The organism is Bradyrhizobium liaoningense (genome assembly GCF_018130785.1).
GTDB lineage: Bacteria > Pseudomonadota > Alphaproteobacteria > Rhizobiales > Xanthobacteraceae > Bradyrhizobium > Bradyrhizobium liaoningense_A.
The window spans coordinates 1,053,554-1,068,303 of sequence record NZ_JAFCJT010000001.1 but is presented as its reverse complement, the minus strand read 5'-3'; the positions used below and the strand labels follow the sequence as shown (position 1 = coordinate 1,068,303).

At 65.0% G+C, this 14,750-nt stretch carries 13 protein-coding genes; 9 read left to right on the top strand and 4 right to left on the bottom strand.

From position 1 onward, the window contains the following. The 5 genes from JQ627_RS04680 to ppc all read left to right on the top strand — a co-directional run bounded on the left by JQ627_RS04680 (position 1) and on the right by ppc (position 7,056). On the top strand, positions 1-1,545 hold the full coding sequence (locus tag JQ627_RS04680) for an acyl-CoA synthetase (protein ID WP_212482954.1): 1,545 nt from the start codon (positions 1-3) through the stop codon (positions 1,543-1,545). Positions 1,546-1,678: 133 nt separating this feature from the next. After that, complete coding sequence (locus tag JQ627_RS04675; RefSeq protein ID WP_212482953.1) at positions 1,679-2,473, top strand: enoyl-CoA hydratase/isomerase family protein; 795 nt, start codon at positions 1,679-1,681, stop codon at positions 2,471-2,473. Between the two features lie 87 nt (positions 2,474-2,560). After that, positions 2,561-3,649 (top strand): rhomboid family intramembrane serine protease, encoded by a 1,089-nt coding sequence (locus tag JQ627_RS04670; RefSeq protein WP_212482952.1) that lies wholly within the window; start codon positions 2,561-2,563, stop codon positions 3,647-3,649. Between the two features lie 81 nt (positions 3,650-3,730). Next, positions 3,731-4,135, top strand: a complete 405-nt coding sequence (locus JQ627_RS04665) for a YccF domain-containing protein (RefSeq protein WP_212482951.1) — start codon at positions 3,731-3,733, stop codon at positions 4,133-4,135. Positions 4,136-4,257: 122 nt separating this feature from the next. Next, entirely contained in the window at positions 4,258-7,056 is a 2,799-nt protein-coding gene (gene ppc / locus JQ627_RS04660) for a phosphoenolpyruvate carboxylase (RefSeq protein WP_212482950.1), read from the top strand. A gap of 66 nt (positions 7,057-7,122) precedes the next feature. Here the strand turns inward: ppc and JQ627_RS04655 are convergent, their stop codons facing one another. The 4 genes from JQ627_RS04655 to JQ627_RS04640 form a co-directional block, all read right to left on the bottom strand. Beyond that, positions 7,123-8,241, bottom strand: a complete 1,119-nt coding sequence (locus tag JQ627_RS04655; protein ID WP_212482949.1) for an SMP-30/gluconolactonase/LRE family protein — start codon at positions 8,239-8,241, stop codon at positions 7,123-7,125. A gap of 130 nt (positions 8,242-8,371) precedes the next feature. Next, positions 8,372-9,286 carry an SDR family oxidoreductase gene (locus JQ627_RS04650; RefSeq protein ID WP_212482948.1) on the bottom strand — a complete coding sequence of 305 codons (915 nt, stop codon included), beginning with the start codon at positions 9,284-9,286 and terminating at the stop codon, positions 8,372-8,374. 137 nt (positions 9,287-9,423) lie between these two features. Further along, positions 9,424-10,563 (bottom strand): thiolase C-terminal domain-containing protein, encoded by a 1,140-nt coding sequence (locus tag JQ627_RS04645; RefSeq protein ID WP_212482947.1) that lies wholly within the window; start codon positions 10,561-10,563, stop codon positions 9,424-9,426. A 3-nt stretch (positions 10,564-10,566) separates the two neighbouring features. Further along, complete coding sequence (locus tag JQ627_RS04640; RefSeq protein WP_212482946.1) at positions 10,567-10,980, bottom strand: Zn-ribbon domain-containing OB-fold protein; 414 nt, start codon at positions 10,978-10,980, stop codon at positions 10,567-10,569. 193 nt (positions 10,981-11,173) lie between these two features. Between JQ627_RS04640 and JQ627_RS04635 the strand changes: the two genes are divergently transcribed. The 4 genes from JQ627_RS04635 to alkB all read left to right on the top strand — a co-directional run bounded on the left by JQ627_RS04635 (position 11,174) and on the right by alkB (position 14,719). After that, positions 11,174-12,523 (top strand): amidase, encoded by a 1,350-nt coding sequence (locus JQ627_RS04635; protein WP_212482945.1) that lies wholly within the window; start codon positions 11,174-11,176, stop codon positions 12,521-12,523. Next, on the top strand, positions 12,516-13,202 hold the full coding sequence (locus JQ627_RS04630; protein ID WP_212482944.1) for a DUF2848 domain-containing protein: 687 nt from the start codon (positions 12,516-12,518) through the stop codon (positions 13,200-13,202). The genes JQ627_RS04635 and JQ627_RS04630 overlap by 8 nt, the downstream gene beginning before the upstream one ends. Before the next feature lie 107 nt (positions 13,203-13,309). Beyond that, positions 13,310-14,056 carry a 2OG-Fe(II) oxygenase gene (locus JQ627_RS04625; protein WP_212482943.1) on the top strand — a complete coding sequence of 249 codons (747 nt, stop codon included), beginning with the start codon at positions 13,310-13,312 and terminating at the stop codon, positions 14,054-14,056. A 9-nt stretch (positions 14,057-14,065) separates the two neighbouring features. Beyond that, complete coding sequence (alkB, locus tag JQ627_RS04620; RefSeq protein WP_212482942.1) at positions 14,066-14,719, top strand: DNA oxidative demethylase AlkB; 654 nt, start codon at positions 14,066-14,068, stop codon at positions 14,717-14,719. Positions 14,720-14,750 lie beyond the last annotated feature (31 nt).

Sequence of the window (14,750 nt, the reverse complement as noted above, 5' to 3'; positions counted from 1 at the left end):
ATGAGCGAAACGTCCCATTTCCTCGGCATCGTCTCCGGCGAGCGTCGCCGCGCCCACACTGAAGTCGCCGCCCGCGCCGATCGCATCGCGAGCGGCCTCGCCAAAATCGGCATCAAGCAAGGCGATTGCGTCTGCATGCTGATGCGCAACGACATCGCTTTCCTGGAGGCTGCCTACGCCGCGATGCGGCTCGGCGCCTACGGCGTCCCGATCAACTGGCACTTCAAGCCGGAGGAGATCAACTACATCCTCGGGGATACCGGCACGTCCGTTCTGATCGGACATGCCGACATGCTGCACGCCTTGCGCGATGCGATCCCGAAGGGCGTCACCGTGCTCAGCGTGCCGACGCCGCCGGAGATCCTGCCCAACTACAAGATCGATCCGGATCATCTGAAGACGCCGGACTTCGCGATCGATTTCGAATCTTGGCTCGCGCAATACCAGCCCTATGACGGCCCGGTCGTCCCGCAGCCCATGAACATGATCTACACCTCGGGGACAACAGGTCATCCCAAGGGCGTGCGGCGCCATGCACCGACACCGGATCAGCAGGCCGCCGGTGAGCGCATGCGTGCGATGATCTATGGGTTGAAGCCCGGCGCGCGCGCAATTCTGCCGGGTCCGCTCTATCACTCCGCGCCGAACTCGTTCGGTATTCGCGCCGGCAAGCTCGGCGGCGCGCTGGTGCTGATGCCACGCTTCGAGGCCGAAGAGTTTCTTGAACTCATCGAGCGGTACAGGATCGACACCATCTTCATGGTGCCGACCATGTTCATCCGCCTGATGAAGCTGTCGGAGACGGTGCGCAGGAAGTACGACGTCTCCTCGCTCCGCCACATCATCCATGCCGCGGCTCCCTGTCCGGCCGAAGTCAAGCGCGCCATGATCGAATGGTGGGGGCCGGTGATCTACGAATTCTACGGCTCGACCGAATCCGGCGCCGTAACGTTTGCGACCTCCGAGGACGCACTGAAGAAACCCGGCACCGTCGGCAAGATCTCGCCCGGCGCCGAGCTGCGCTTCATCGGCGACGACGGCCGCATGCTCGGCGTGGGCGAGATCGGCGAGATCTATTCCCGCATGGCCGGGATGGCCGACTTCACCTACCACAACAAGCCGGAGAAGCGCGTCGAGATCGACCGCGACGGCTTCATCACCTCCGGCGACGTCGGCTACATTGACGACGACGGTTACGTCTTCATCTGCGACCGCAAGCGCGACATGGTGATCTCCGGCGGCGTCAACATCTATCCGGCGGAGATCGAATCCGTGCTCCACGCCGTGCCCGGCGTACACGATTGCGCCGTGTTCGGCATCCCCGATGCCGAGTTCGGCGAGGCGCTGATGGCCGTGGTCGAGCCCCAACCAGGCATCACGCTTGAAGCCGCCGATGTCCGTGCGCGGCTGAAGACCTCGCTCGCTGACTACAAGGTGCCGAAGCATATCGAGATCCACTCGGGGCTGCCGCGCGAAGACTCCGGAAAGATCTTCAAGCGTCGTCTCCGCGATCCCTATTGGGAGCAGGCGGGGCGGAAGATCTGACAGCTCGACGAGGACCCGTAGGGAAGGCAAAGCGGAGCGTGCTCACCAAATTCGCTTACGGAGACAGTCGCTGGGCACGGCGCGAGCGCGCCTTTGCCCATCCTACGAGACAACGGATGGAGGAGCATTCATCATGACCGACGCAACCAACGAAGTCCTCTACACCGTCGCCGACCTCATAGCGACCATCACGCTGAACGCGCCGGAGCGGATGAACACCATCTCCGGCCCGATGCTGAACGATCTCGCGCGCCTTCTGACCGAGGCCAATGAGGACAAGAACGTCCGCGTCGTGATCCTCACCGGCAAGGGGCGGGCATTCTGCGCCGGCCTCGATTTGCGCAAGGAGCGCGACGGCAACGGCCTCAGCGCCGCGTCCTCGCCGACCACGATCAACCTGCGCAACACGCCGCCGACCGTGCTGCAGGCAATGGACAAGCCGACCATCTGCGCCGTCAACGGCGGCGCTGCCGGCTACGGCATGGACACTGCGCTCGGCTGCGACATCCGCGTCATGGCGGAGTCCTCGAAACTCGCTGCCGCCTTCGTCAAGCGCGGCGTCGTGCCGGAATCCGGCGGCACCTGGCTGCTGCCGCGCATGCTCGGATGGGCCAAGGCCTCCGAGCTGATCTTCACCGGCCGCACGCTCAGCGCCCGCGAGTGTCTCGAATGGGGCCTCGCCAACGAGGTCGTGCCGGATGCCGATTTGATGAACCGCGCCACTGCGATCGCCCGCGAGATCGCCGCCAATGCGCCGCTCGCGGTGCAGGCCTCCAAGCGCATGATGCGGATGGGGCTCAACGAGAACTTCTCTGACCACGTCCACCACGTCTATCTCCAGCTCCTGCCGCTGTTCAAGACCCAGGACATGGCCGAGGGCATGAAGGCCTTCATGGAGAAGCGCGAGCCGAAGTTCGAGGGGCGGTAGGCAGGGCCGGATAGCACACGCTGGGGTAGCAATGATTGGTCGGCTCGGCTAGTTTGCCGCTTCCTCACGAGCCGCTTGCGATCATCCATGCCCTCATACCGCTCCAGCTTTTTCGAAGTCCCGCATGCCGCCGTCTACGCGCTGATGACGGTAACGGTCCTCGCATCGGGATTTTGCTTCATCCAGGCGGGCGGCCCGTCGGCGCCGGCCGAGTTGCTGTATCGTTACGGCGGAATGTATTCGACCGCGCTGGCGCGGCACGAATATTGGCGCCTGCTCGCTTATGGCTTCCTGCACGTCAATTTCGTCCACCTCACCATGAACATGTTGTGTCTGGTGCTGTGGGGCGGGCATCTGGAGAGGCGGGTCGGACCGGCCTATTTCCTCATCATCTATCTCTGCGCGATGGTGTTCGGCGCCATCATTGGCAACGCCATCCATTCCACGCCTTATTTGACGGTCGGCGCATCCGGCGCCACGTCAGGCATCCTGGGTGCGCTGCTTTGCCTGTGGATCCTCGGCAAGCTCGACCTCAGGTTCGACTTCTTCGCCATCAACATCGGATTGAATGTCGTGTTCGCGTTCAGCAATTCGCGGATCGATTGGGGCGTACATCTCGGCGGCTTTGCGGCTGGCTTGATCGCATGCGCATTGCTGGACCTTGTTGAAAAGGCGAATGCCTATGTCCTTCGCTGCAAATTTCCGGAAGGGGTGAAGGTCAACCTCACTTTGCTTGCCTGCGTCGCCGCATTTTGGGGGTGGGCTGGTCAGGCACAGGGATTGTCCGCGGGATCTTCGACATGGGGCGTGGCCATCGTCTTCGCGGGGACGTGCTGTGTCGTGGTGAAGCTGGTTGATCTCGCGCTCTCCGTGAAGAAGGGCCTCGCGATTGTCGTTGTGGTGCTGGCCGGAGCGAACGCAGCCAGCGCGATGCTTGGCGGCTGGGCCGCAGCGTCCTCGGCGTGCGGGCCGCCCCGGCCAAGCGGGTCTGTTCCGCTGGAGAACCTGCTCGACACCTTCTGTTCGAATCCGCTTCTGGTGTCCGCACTGGCCGCGCTCGGCGTGGCCGCGATGACGCTTTGGCTCTGCGCGAGGGAGATGTCCCGCGGAATCGAGGATGTCGGGTTTGTCGGGGCGTCGCTGCGCGCCGAACGCAGCCGCCGCCATGGACTTTGATCTCGGAAGATATCGGAGCTGTCTTCGCAGCAATAGCTTTCGAGCCTATATAAGTGGGGTCATCGACCTCCGGATCATCCCATGACCCCCGTTTCCATCCTGCTCAACATCCTCTGGATCCTCATCGGCGGCGCCTGGATGGCGTTCGGCTGGCTGGTCGCCGCGGTCATCATGGCCATCACCATCATCGGCCTGCCCTGGGCGCGGGCGGCGTTCAACATTGCCGTCTACACGTTGCTGCCGTTCGGCTCGCGGGCGGTCAACCGCTACGAGGTCACCGGTGAGAGCGATATCGGCACCGGGCCGCTCGGGGTGATCGGCAATATCATCTGGTTCGTGCTGGCCGGCTGGTGGCTGGCGCTCGGCCACCTCGTGACAGCGCTGGTCCTCGCGATCACCATCATCGGCATCCCCTTCGCCTGGGCCCATCTGAAGCTCGCCGGCATCGCGCTCTGGCCGATCGGCAAGGTGATCGTGCCGGCCTAGCCGCACGGAGCGATCGCCGCCCTTAGTGTGCGCCGCCCCCAACTTCATCTTGCGCTGCGGCAAAAAACTTGCACACTCGGTTGAGCCGGGCAGCCAAGCGAGCTCGAACAAGGAAGCGAGCCATGTCCCTCCAGACCGTGCCATCCGACGCCACTGACAGCCGCCCTAATCGCCCTGAGGACGCCCAGGCGCTGGAAGCGGATGCGCGGCTGCGTGACGATATCCGCCTGCTCGGGCGCATCCTGGGCGACACGGTGCGCGACCAGGAGGGCGCCGAATTGTTCGATCTGGTCGAGCGTATCCGCCAGACCTCGATCCGGTTCCACCGCGACGAGGACCGGCTCGCGCGCCGCGAGCTCGAGCAGATCCTCGACAGCATGTCGACCTCGGAGACGGTGCGGATCGTCCGCGCCTTCAGCTATTTCTCCCACCTCGCCAACATCGCCGAGGACCAGAACAACATCCGCCAGATGCGCGCCCGCAGTGCCGCGCAAAGCGCCGGCTCCGGCGTGCTGGCGGAGACGCTCGCCCACGCCAAGGCGGCCGGCATCAATGCCGATACGTTGCGCGGCTTCTTCAGGACTGCGCTGGTCAGCCCGGTGCTGACGGCGCATCCGACCGAGGTCCGCCGCAAGAGCACCATGGACCGCGAGATGGAGGTCGCAAGCCTGCTCGACCGCCGCGAGCGCGTGGCGCTGACCGCGGACGAGGCCGCCGCCAGCGACGAGCAGCTCCGCCGCGAGGTGCTGACGCTGTGGCAGACCAATCTGCTCCGCCGGACCAAGCTCACCGTGCTCGACGAGGTCGCCAACGGCCTCTCGTTCTACGACTACACCTTCCTGCGCGAGGTGCCGCGGCTGGTCAACGTGCTGGAAGACCGGTTGGAGGAGGCCGGCGAGCAGGCGGCAGCCGAGCTCGCCTCGTTCCTGCGCATGGGCAGCTGGATCGGCGGCGACCGCGACGGCAATCCCTTCGTCACCGCCGACGTGATGCGCGGGACGCTGCGGCTCCAGTCGAGCCGGGTGATGCAGTTCTATCTGAACGAGCTGCATGTGCTCGGCTCGGAGCTGTCGATCGCGGCGCATCTCGCCGACGTCTCCGAGGAGCTGCGGACGCTGGCGGAACGCTCGCCCGACACCTCGCCGCACCGGAGCGGCGAGCCTTATCGTCTCGCGGTCTCCGGCATCTATGCGCGCCTGACGGCGACGGCCGAAAAGCTCGAGGTCGAGATCACGCGCCGGCCCGTCGGCAAGGGCAGGCCTTACGAGACCGTCAAGGAGCTGCAAGCCGATCTCGACGTGCTGCACCGCTCGCTGATCTCCAACAACGCCCGCGTCATCGCCCGCGGCCGGCTGCGGCTGCTGCGGCGTGCGGTGGATTGCTTCGGTTTCCACCTGGCGCGGCTCGACATCCGCCAGAACTCGGCCGTGCACGAACGTACCATCGCCGAGCTGATGGATGCCGCGAACCCCGGCATGTCCTATCTCGCGCTCGGCGAGGAGGCGCGCATCTCGCTGCTCACCAACGAGCTGCGTTCAACGCGCTCGCTGGTCTCGCCATTCGTCAAATACAGCGACGAGACCATGGGCGAGCTCAACGTCTTCCATGCCGCGGCCGAGGCGCATGCGAAGTTCGGCTCGGACGCCATTCCCCAATGCATCATCTCGATGTGCAAGGGCATGTCCGACATGCTCGAAGTGGCCGTGCTGCTCAAGGAGGTCGGCCTCGTCCATCCGTCCGGGCGCAGCGCCATCAACATCGTGCCGCTGTTCGAGACCATCGAGGATTTGCAGGCCTCCAGCGGCATCATGGACCGCATGCTGTCGCTGCACGATTACCGCCGCCTCGTCGACAGCCGCGGCAGCGTACAGGAGGTCATGCTCGGCTATTCCGACAGCAACAAGGATGGCGGCTTCGTCACCTCGGGCTGGGAGCTGTACAAGGCCGAGATCGGCCTCGTCGACGTGTTCGAGCGCCACGGCATCCGGCTGCGCCTGTTCCACGGCCGCGGCGGCTCGGTCGGCCGCGGCGGCGGCCCGAGCTATGATGCCATCATCGCCCAGCCCGGCGGCGCGGTGAACGGACAGATCCGCATCACCGAGCAGGGCGAGATCATCTCGTCGAAATATTCCAACGCCGAAGTCGGCCGCAACAATCTGGAGATCCTTGCCGCCGCGACGCTGGAGGCGAGCCTGCTGCATCCGCGCCAGAGCGCGCCGCGCCGCGAATACCTGACCGCGATGGACGAATTGTCGAACCTCGCCTTCAAAGCCTATCGCGGCCTCGTCTACGAGACCGACGGTTTTGTCGATTATTTCTGGGCCTCGACCGTGATCAACGAGATCGCGACGCTGAACATCGGCAGCCGTCCGGCTTCACGCAAGAAGACCCGCGCGATCGAGGACCTTCGTGCCATTCCCTGGGTGTTCTCCTGGGCGCAGTGCCGCCTGATGCTGCCCGGCTGGTACGGCTTTGGCAGCGCGGTCGAGCAATGGATCGCGGAGCATCCCGACAAGGGCATGCCGTTCCTGAAAGAGCTCTACAGGGAATGGCCGTTCTTCCGCATGCTGCTGTCGAACATGGACATGGTGCTGGCCAAAAGCTCGATCGCGATCGCCTCGCGCTATGCCGAGCTGGTGCCGGACGAAGCCCTGCGCGAGAAGATCTTCGGCCGCATCCGCCGCGAATGGCATTCCTGCATCGAGACACTGCTCGACATCATGGGCCAGGACCGGCTGCTCCAGGGTAACCCGCTGCTGGAGCGCTCGGTGCGCCACCGCTTCCCCTATCTCGATCCGCTCAACCACGTGCAGGTCGAGCTGCTGAAGGAGCATCGCGCGCAGAACCCTGACGAACAGGTGCTGCGCGGGATTCAACTGACCATCAACGGCATTTCGGCGGGGCTGAGGAATACGGGTTAGGTGAATAGCGAATGGCGAGTAGCGAATGGAGTCCACTCGCCATTCGCCACTCACTACTCGCGTCACTCAGCAGAAGTGCGCCCCCTGGGTCTCCACATAGACCGCATACAGCGACTGGCTCGCGGTCATGAACAGGCGGTTGCGCTTCCTGCCGCCGAAGCAGACATTCGCGCAGGTCTCGGGCAACAGGATCTGCCCGATGCGTGCGCCGTCGGCGCCTGAAAACACCTGCACGCCGTCGTAGCCCGGTCCCACCCAGCCGGCACCGACCCAGATGTTGCCCTCGGTGTCGACGCGCAGGCCGTCCGGGAAGCCTGACTTGCCGTCGAGCGTCATGTCGATCAGCTTCTTCGGGTTCGACAGTTTTGGCCCGTCGATGTCGTAGGACCACACCACGTTCTTGGCCTCAGGGTAGTGCGTGATGCCGGTGTCGCAGACATAGAGTTTTTTGTAGTCGTGAGAGAACGCGATGCCGTTGGGTTTGAACGGCTCGTCAGCGACCTTTGAAACCTGCCCGGTTTGCGGGTCCAGCCGATAGACCGCTTCCTTCTGAAAGGGCTGCAGCGAGCCGGTGTTGGCGAGCTTGCCTTCATAGATGCTGATCGCGCCATAGCCGGGATCGGTGAACCAGATCGCCTTGTCGTTGGGGTGCACCACCATGTCGTTCGGGCCGTTGAGCGGCTTGCCGCCCGCCTGCTCGGCCAGTGTCGTGACCGAACCGTCGTGCTCGTGGCGGACGAGGCGGGTACGCTCGGCGCTGATCTGGCGTCCTTCAGTGTCGAACGAGTTGCCGTTGGCTTCGTTCGACGGCTTGTGGAACTGCTCGGAGATATGGCCGTCGTCGTCGAGATAGCGAAGCTGCCGGTTGGCCGGGATGTCGCTCCAGACGAGATATTGTCCTTGCGCATTCCACGCCGGCCCTTCCGCCCACAGGCAGCCTGTATAGAGCCGCTTGATCGCGGTGTTGCCGACCTTGGCCTTGAAGCGCTTGGGATCGATGACGACGATGTCGGGGTCGGGATAGCGCTGCGGCTCGGCACTGGCGCCGAAGTCGCGGGCCTCGCTGCGCGAGGCGAGCAGGGCCGATGCGGCGACGGTGGCCGCGCCCTTGAGGAGAGTGCGGCGGCCGAGACCGCCACCCTCGCATGCAGTCGTGTCGTCGGTGTTGGTCAGCGTTCTTGTCATGGTTTCCTCCCAAAGTTTTGTTGGGAGGACACCATTCGCCCGCAATCGGGCGTAAAGCGGGGCGATCTCCGGACCAGACAACCGGAGATCGCAGGGCAGGGATGCCGGAAATGCGGCTGGACGGGATCCCTTACACGGGATCCCAGGGGAAGATGTCGGCGGAGCGGTCGAGCTTGTAGAACGAGCCCTTCAGCGCCGGCATGCCGTGTTCCGCGATCGATTGCGGCGTCCAGCCTTCGCTCCGGTGCACCGAGCGCAGCGGGCGATTCTGGCTGAACAGAAACAGCTCGTTCATGCGGGCGCCGAAAATCTGGCCGCTGACGTCCTTGGCGGCGTCGGAGAGCAGATAGGCGCAGATCGGCGCGATCTTCTCCGGTCCCATCTGCTTGATCTTCTCGACGCGCGCCTTCTCGGCTTCGGTCTCGGTCGGGATGGTGCCGATCATGCGGGTCCAGGCGAACGGCGAGACGCAGTTGGAGCGGACGTTGAAGCGGCCCATGTCGAGCGCGATCGACTTCGACAGGCCGATGATGCCGAGCTTGGCGGCGGCGTAGTTGGCCTGGCCAAAGTTGCCGATCAGGCCGGAGGTCGAGGTGAAGTGCACGAAGGAGCCGCTCTCCTGCTCGCGAAAGATCCGCGCTGCGGCGTGCGAGACGTAGAACGAGCCCATCAAATGGACTTTGATGACGGCCTCGAACGCTTCCACGCTCATCTTGTGGAAGATCATGTCGCGCAAGATGCCGGCATTGTTGACGACGCCGTCTAGCCGGCCGAAATGATCGGTCGCGGTCTTCACGATCTTGCTGGCAGGGACAGCTTCCGCCACCGACTCGAAATTAGGGACCGCGATGCCGCCGCGCTTCTTGATCTCCTCGACCACCTCCTCGGCGGGGGTCGCGCTGCTACCGGCTCCGTCGGCGGCGCCACCGGGATCGTTGACGACGACCTTGGCGCCCTCCGCCGCGCAGAGCAGCGCGATCTCGCGCCCGATGCCGCGGCCTGCGCCGGTGACGATGATGACCTTGTCTTGCAGTGATTTTGTCATGTGGGTTCTCCGCTAGCCGTTCCAAATTCCGTCGTCATACCGGGGCGGGCCCCTTGGCGCGAGCCCGGAATCCATAACCACCATCGGGAGTAAGGATTCCGGGCCTGCGCCTTCGGCGCATCCCGGAATGACAGTAGCTACCTCTCGTTCGTAAACACGATCGTGCCACTTGCGGCGAACATGCCGCCGACACCGTGGCACACCGAAATCTTCGCATTCGGCACCTGTGCCGGCGCAATCCCGCGCATCTGGCGCACGCTCTCCTGGAGCGCGTACATGCCGTACATGCCCGAATGCATGTACGACAGGCCGCCGCCATTGGTGTTGAGCGGGAGCTTGCCGCCCGGGCGGGTATTGCCGTCGGCGATGAACCTGCCTGTCTCCTCATGCGGCATGAAGCCGAGATCACCGAGGCCGAACAGCGGCAGATGCGCGAATGCATCGTAGATCATGAGATGATTGACATCACCGTGCGCGATACCTGCTTCCCTGAAGGCCAGCGGGCCCGCGGTCTTGAACGCGCGCGAGGAATTGAACGTTTCCATCTGGCTGACCATCGGCGTTTCCACGCTCTCGCCGGTCCCCATGATGTAGACGGGCTTGCGCGGAAAATCCTTGGCGCGGTCGGCCGAGGTCAGGATCAGCGCGCCGCCGCCGTCGGTGACGAGGCAGCATTGCAAGAGGCGGAACGGGTAGGCGATCATGCGCGAGCTGAGCACGTCGGCGACCGTGATCGGGTCCTTCATCATTGCGCGCGGATTCTTCGCCGCCCATTCGCGCTGGACCACCGCCACCGAGGCCAACTGCTCATGGGTGATGCCGTAGGTCTTCATGAAACGCAGTACGGGGATCGGGAACATGCTGGGCGGGCCGTAGACGCCGAAGGGCGCCTCGAACTGCCCTTGCAGGCTGTCGGCGGGAATCGAGCGCGGCGCCTTGCCGATCATCGACTTGCCGCTCTCGGCATGCGTGATCAGCACGGTCTTGCACAGGCCGGCCTCGATCGCCGCCGCCGCATGGCGAACGTGGAGCATGAACGAGCAGCCGCCGACCGAGGTGCCGTCCACCCAGGTCGGCTTGATGCCGAGATAATGGCAGACCTGCTGCGGTGTTTCGACTGCGGTGGCAAAGCCGTCGATGTCGGAGAGTTTCAGCCCGGCATCCGCAATGGCGTTGAGCGCCGCGTCCGCGTGAAGCTGGAGCTGCGACATGTTGGGGACGACGCCGAGCTCGGTGGTCTCGGCCGCGCCGACGACGGCAACTTGGTTCCTGCGCATGGCTTACCCCTTCGCCGGACGGAAGACGGGGAGGGTGATCTTGTCGTCGAGTACCTCGAAGGCGACCTCGAGCTTCATGTCGAGCTCAAGCGCTTCCGGCGTCTGCGGACAGTCGATGATGTTGCTCATCATCCGCGGCCCTTCGGCGAGCTGAACCACTGCGATCGCATAAGGCGGCGTGAAGCCGGGCGCGGCGGGACGGTGGTTGATCACGTAGCTGTAGAGGAAACCCTTGCCGCTCGCCTTGAAGATGCTGACCTTGCGCGAGGCGCAGGACGGGCAGAACGGGCGCGGGGGGAAATAGACATGCGCGCAGGCGTCGCAGCGCTGCAGGCGCAGCTCGCCCGCTTTCGTGCCGTCCCAGAAATGCTGGGTTTCCGGCGTCGGTTTCGGTCGCGCGCGCTGCGGTTCGGCCATCTCGGAACGCCCTCCCAAGGCAAATCTTGATAAAGGCAGAGCCTTCACGCCCGCCTGTTTCGATCTTGATGCGACAATCGACCATGGCGCGTCAACGGTCCAGCAATGCGCATGCATGCCATCATGCGCACAATGCTTGTGTCGAACCGAGGCGGCGCTATAGATTGCGCGCGCAATATTCCGTGAGACAGACATGCCCGATTTCCCGACACTGGCGAAGCTCGCCGACGACCTCGAAAGCGGCCGCACCACCTCCCGCAAGCTCGTCGAGGCATGCCTCGCCAGGATTGCCGACCCCGCCGGTGAGGGCCAGCGCACTTTCATCCACGTCGACAAGGACGCCGCGCTCACGGCGGCGGACGCGATGGACGGCCTGCGCAAGGTGAAGGCGGCGCCATCGCGCTATGCCGGCATCCCGATCTCGATCAAGGATCTCTTCGACATCAAGGGGCAGACGACGCGCGCCGGCTCCCGTGCGCTCGACGATTCCGATCCGGCTGAGCAAGATGCGGCGGCTGTTGCGCGGCTGCGCCACGCCGGCTTCGTCGTGATCGGGCGGACCAACATGACCGAGTTCGCCTATTCCGGCATCGGCATCAATCCGCACTACGGCACGCCAAAGGGCGCCTGGAACCGGGCCGAGGGGCACGTGCCGGGCGGCTCGTCCTCGGGCGCGGCGGTCTCGGTGCTCGACGGCATGGCGCATGGCGCGCTCGGCACCGACACCGGCGGCTCCTGCCGGATTCCGGCCGCCTTCAACGGCATCGTCGGCTACAAGCCGACGCAGCGCCGCGTGCCGCTCGATGGCTCTGTGCCGCTGTCGTTCTCGCTCGACAGCATCGGGCCGCTGGCGCGATCGGTCAGTTGCTGTGCCATTCTCGACGCCGTGCTCGCGAACGAGCCGATCGTTCCGCTGAAGCCGAGGCTGCTAAAGGGCATGCGGCTCGCAGTGCCGACCACGATTGCGCTCGACGATCTCGACGCAGACGTGGCCTCGACGTTCGAGCGTGCGCTCAAGAGCCTCGCCGATCACGGCGCGATCATCGAGCGCATCGAGATGGCCGAATTTCACGACATCGGCCCGATGAACGCCAAGGGCGGCTTTGCGGCGTCCGAAAGCTACGCCTGGCATCGCTATCTCATCACGGCCAAGGGCGACGTCTACGACCCCAGGGTCTTCGTGCGCATCATGCGCGGCGAGGCGCAGAGCGCGGCCGACTACATCGATCTCCTCAACGAGCGCCGCTCGCTGATCGCCCGCGTCAATGCGCGCATCGCGCCTTATGATGCGCTGGTGCTGCCGACCACCGCCAACACGCCGCCGAAGATCACCGATCTCGCCGACGACAAGGCGTTCACCAAGGAAAACCTGCGGGCGCTGCGTAATTGCACCCTGATCAACATGATCGATGGCTGCGCCATCTCGCTGCCTGCACATCGCGAGGGCGACATTCCCGTCGGCCTGATGCTCGCGGGCGCCGGCGGATCGGACCGTCGCATCTTTGAACTTGCTGCCGGCATGGAGGCCGTAATTCGTGTTTGACCTGACTTTCACCGTCGACGCCCAGGACACCACCACGCCGCTGACCTTGGCCATCGACCAGATGGTCATCGCAGGCTGGACCGGCCGCGATCCCGTCGCGCGCGACAAGCACATCGCCGAGCTGCAAGAGATGGGCATCGCCCCGCCGGCCTCGACGCCGATCTACTACCGCGCCTCGGCGCGGCGGCTCACTCAGGAAGACAGCATCGAATGCACCGGTGGCGAGTCCTCCGGTGAGGTCGAGTTCGTGCTGATCGGCTGGCAGGGCCGCATCTTCGTCGGCTGCGGCTCGGATCACACCGACCGCAAGGTCGAGGCCTACAACGTCACCGTGTCCAAGCAGATGTGCGACAAGCCGGTCGCATCCACGCTCTGGGAGCTCGAGGACGTCATCGGCCATTGGGACAGGATGATCCTGCGCTCCTATGCCACGATCAAGGGCGAGCGCGTGCTCTACCAGGAGGGTACGCTGGACGCGATGCTGCCAGTCGCCGACCTCATCGCGCGCGGCTTTGAGGGTGGGAAGCTCCCCGATGGCTGCGCCATGTTCGGCGGCACCTTCGCCGCCAAGGGCGGCATCCGCCCCGCCGACCGTTTCGATTTCGAGCTTGAGGATCCCGTACTGAAGCGGACCATCAGGCACGGGTATGACGTGGCGACGCTGCCGGTGCGGGGCTGATACCTCTCCGTCGTCCTTGCGAGCGACGCGAAGCAATCCAGACCGGTTCCGGGGAGAGTCGGAAATCGGGTGGCAGAGGGCGGGGCGGTCTTGCGAAAGTCAGAGCCATGACAGCAACAGCACGCAAAGCGCCTCCAAAGCCGTCCGCTGACCTCGCCGCCCATGTCGACACCCTCGACTGGCCGCAGATCACGGCCGAGCTCGACGCCCAGGGCGGCGCCGTCCTGAAGAATCTGCTGACGCCCGACCAATGCCGCGCCGTCGCCGCGCTCTATCCTGATGATGCAAACTTCCGCAGCCGCATCGTCATGGGTCGCCACGGTTTTGGCCGCGGCGAATACAAGTACTTCTCTTATCCGCTCCCCGATCTCATCGCGCAGCTGCGCCCCGCGCTCTATGCGCACCTGCAAGGCGTCGCCAATCGCTGGAATGAGGCGATGGGGATCGACATCCGCTATCCCGCTGCACATGCCGCCTTCCTCAAGCGTTGCCACGAGGCAGGGCAGGCGCGGCCGACGCCTCTGCTGCTGCAATACGAGGCCGGCGATTACAATTGCCTGCACCAGGACCTCTACGGCGAGCATGTGTTCCCGCTCCAGGTCGCGATCCTCCTGTCCGAGCCCGGCCGCGATTTCGCCGGTGGCGAGTTCGTGCTGACCGAGCAACGGCCGCGCATGCAGTCCCGCGCCGAAGTGGTTCCGCTGACGCAGGGCGACGCCGTGGCCTTTGCTGTGCATCACCGCCCGGTGCAGGGGACACGCGGCACCTACAGGGTTAATCTGCGCCACGGCGTCAGCCGTCTCAGGTCCGGCCAGCGCCACACGCTGGGTGTGATCTTCCATGATGCAAAATGAGCGCTGCGATTGACGGCTGATCTGTTTGACACGGCCGCCGAAGCCCAGCCGTCACGCGAGCAGATCGCCGACGGCGCCGTCTTGCTGCGCGGTTTCGTCAAGCCAATCGAGAGCGAGCTGATCGAAGCGGTCCGCGCGATCGTGGCACTGTCGCCGTTCCGTCGCATGACCACGCCTGGCGGCCATCTGATGTCGGTGGCCATGACTAATTGCGGCGAGCGCGGCTGGATCACCGATCACACCGGCTACCGCTATGACCCGATCGATCCGCGGACCGGCGCGCCATGGCCGGTGATGCCGCCGGTGCTCCGCGGTCTCGCCCGCCGCGCGGCGGAGCAGGGCGGCTTCGAAGGCTTTGCGCCCGACGCCTGCCTCGTCAATCGCTACGAGCCCGGCACGCGGCTGTCGCTGCATCAGGACAAGGACGAGCTGGACTATTCGGCGCCGATCGTCTCGGTCTCCCTCGGGCTGCCCGCGACCTTCCTGTTCGGCGGCATGGCGCGCAGCGACAAGCCGCGCCGCTTCCGGCTCGTCCATGGCGACGTGGTCGTCTGGGGCGGGGCCAGCAGGCTCGCCTATCACGGCGTGGCGCCGCTCGCCGAAGGCGAGCATGCGCTGCTCGGGCGGAAGCGGATCAATCTGACGTTTCGCAGGACGCGCTGATCTTCCTTCTCCGCTGATCTTCCTTCTCCCA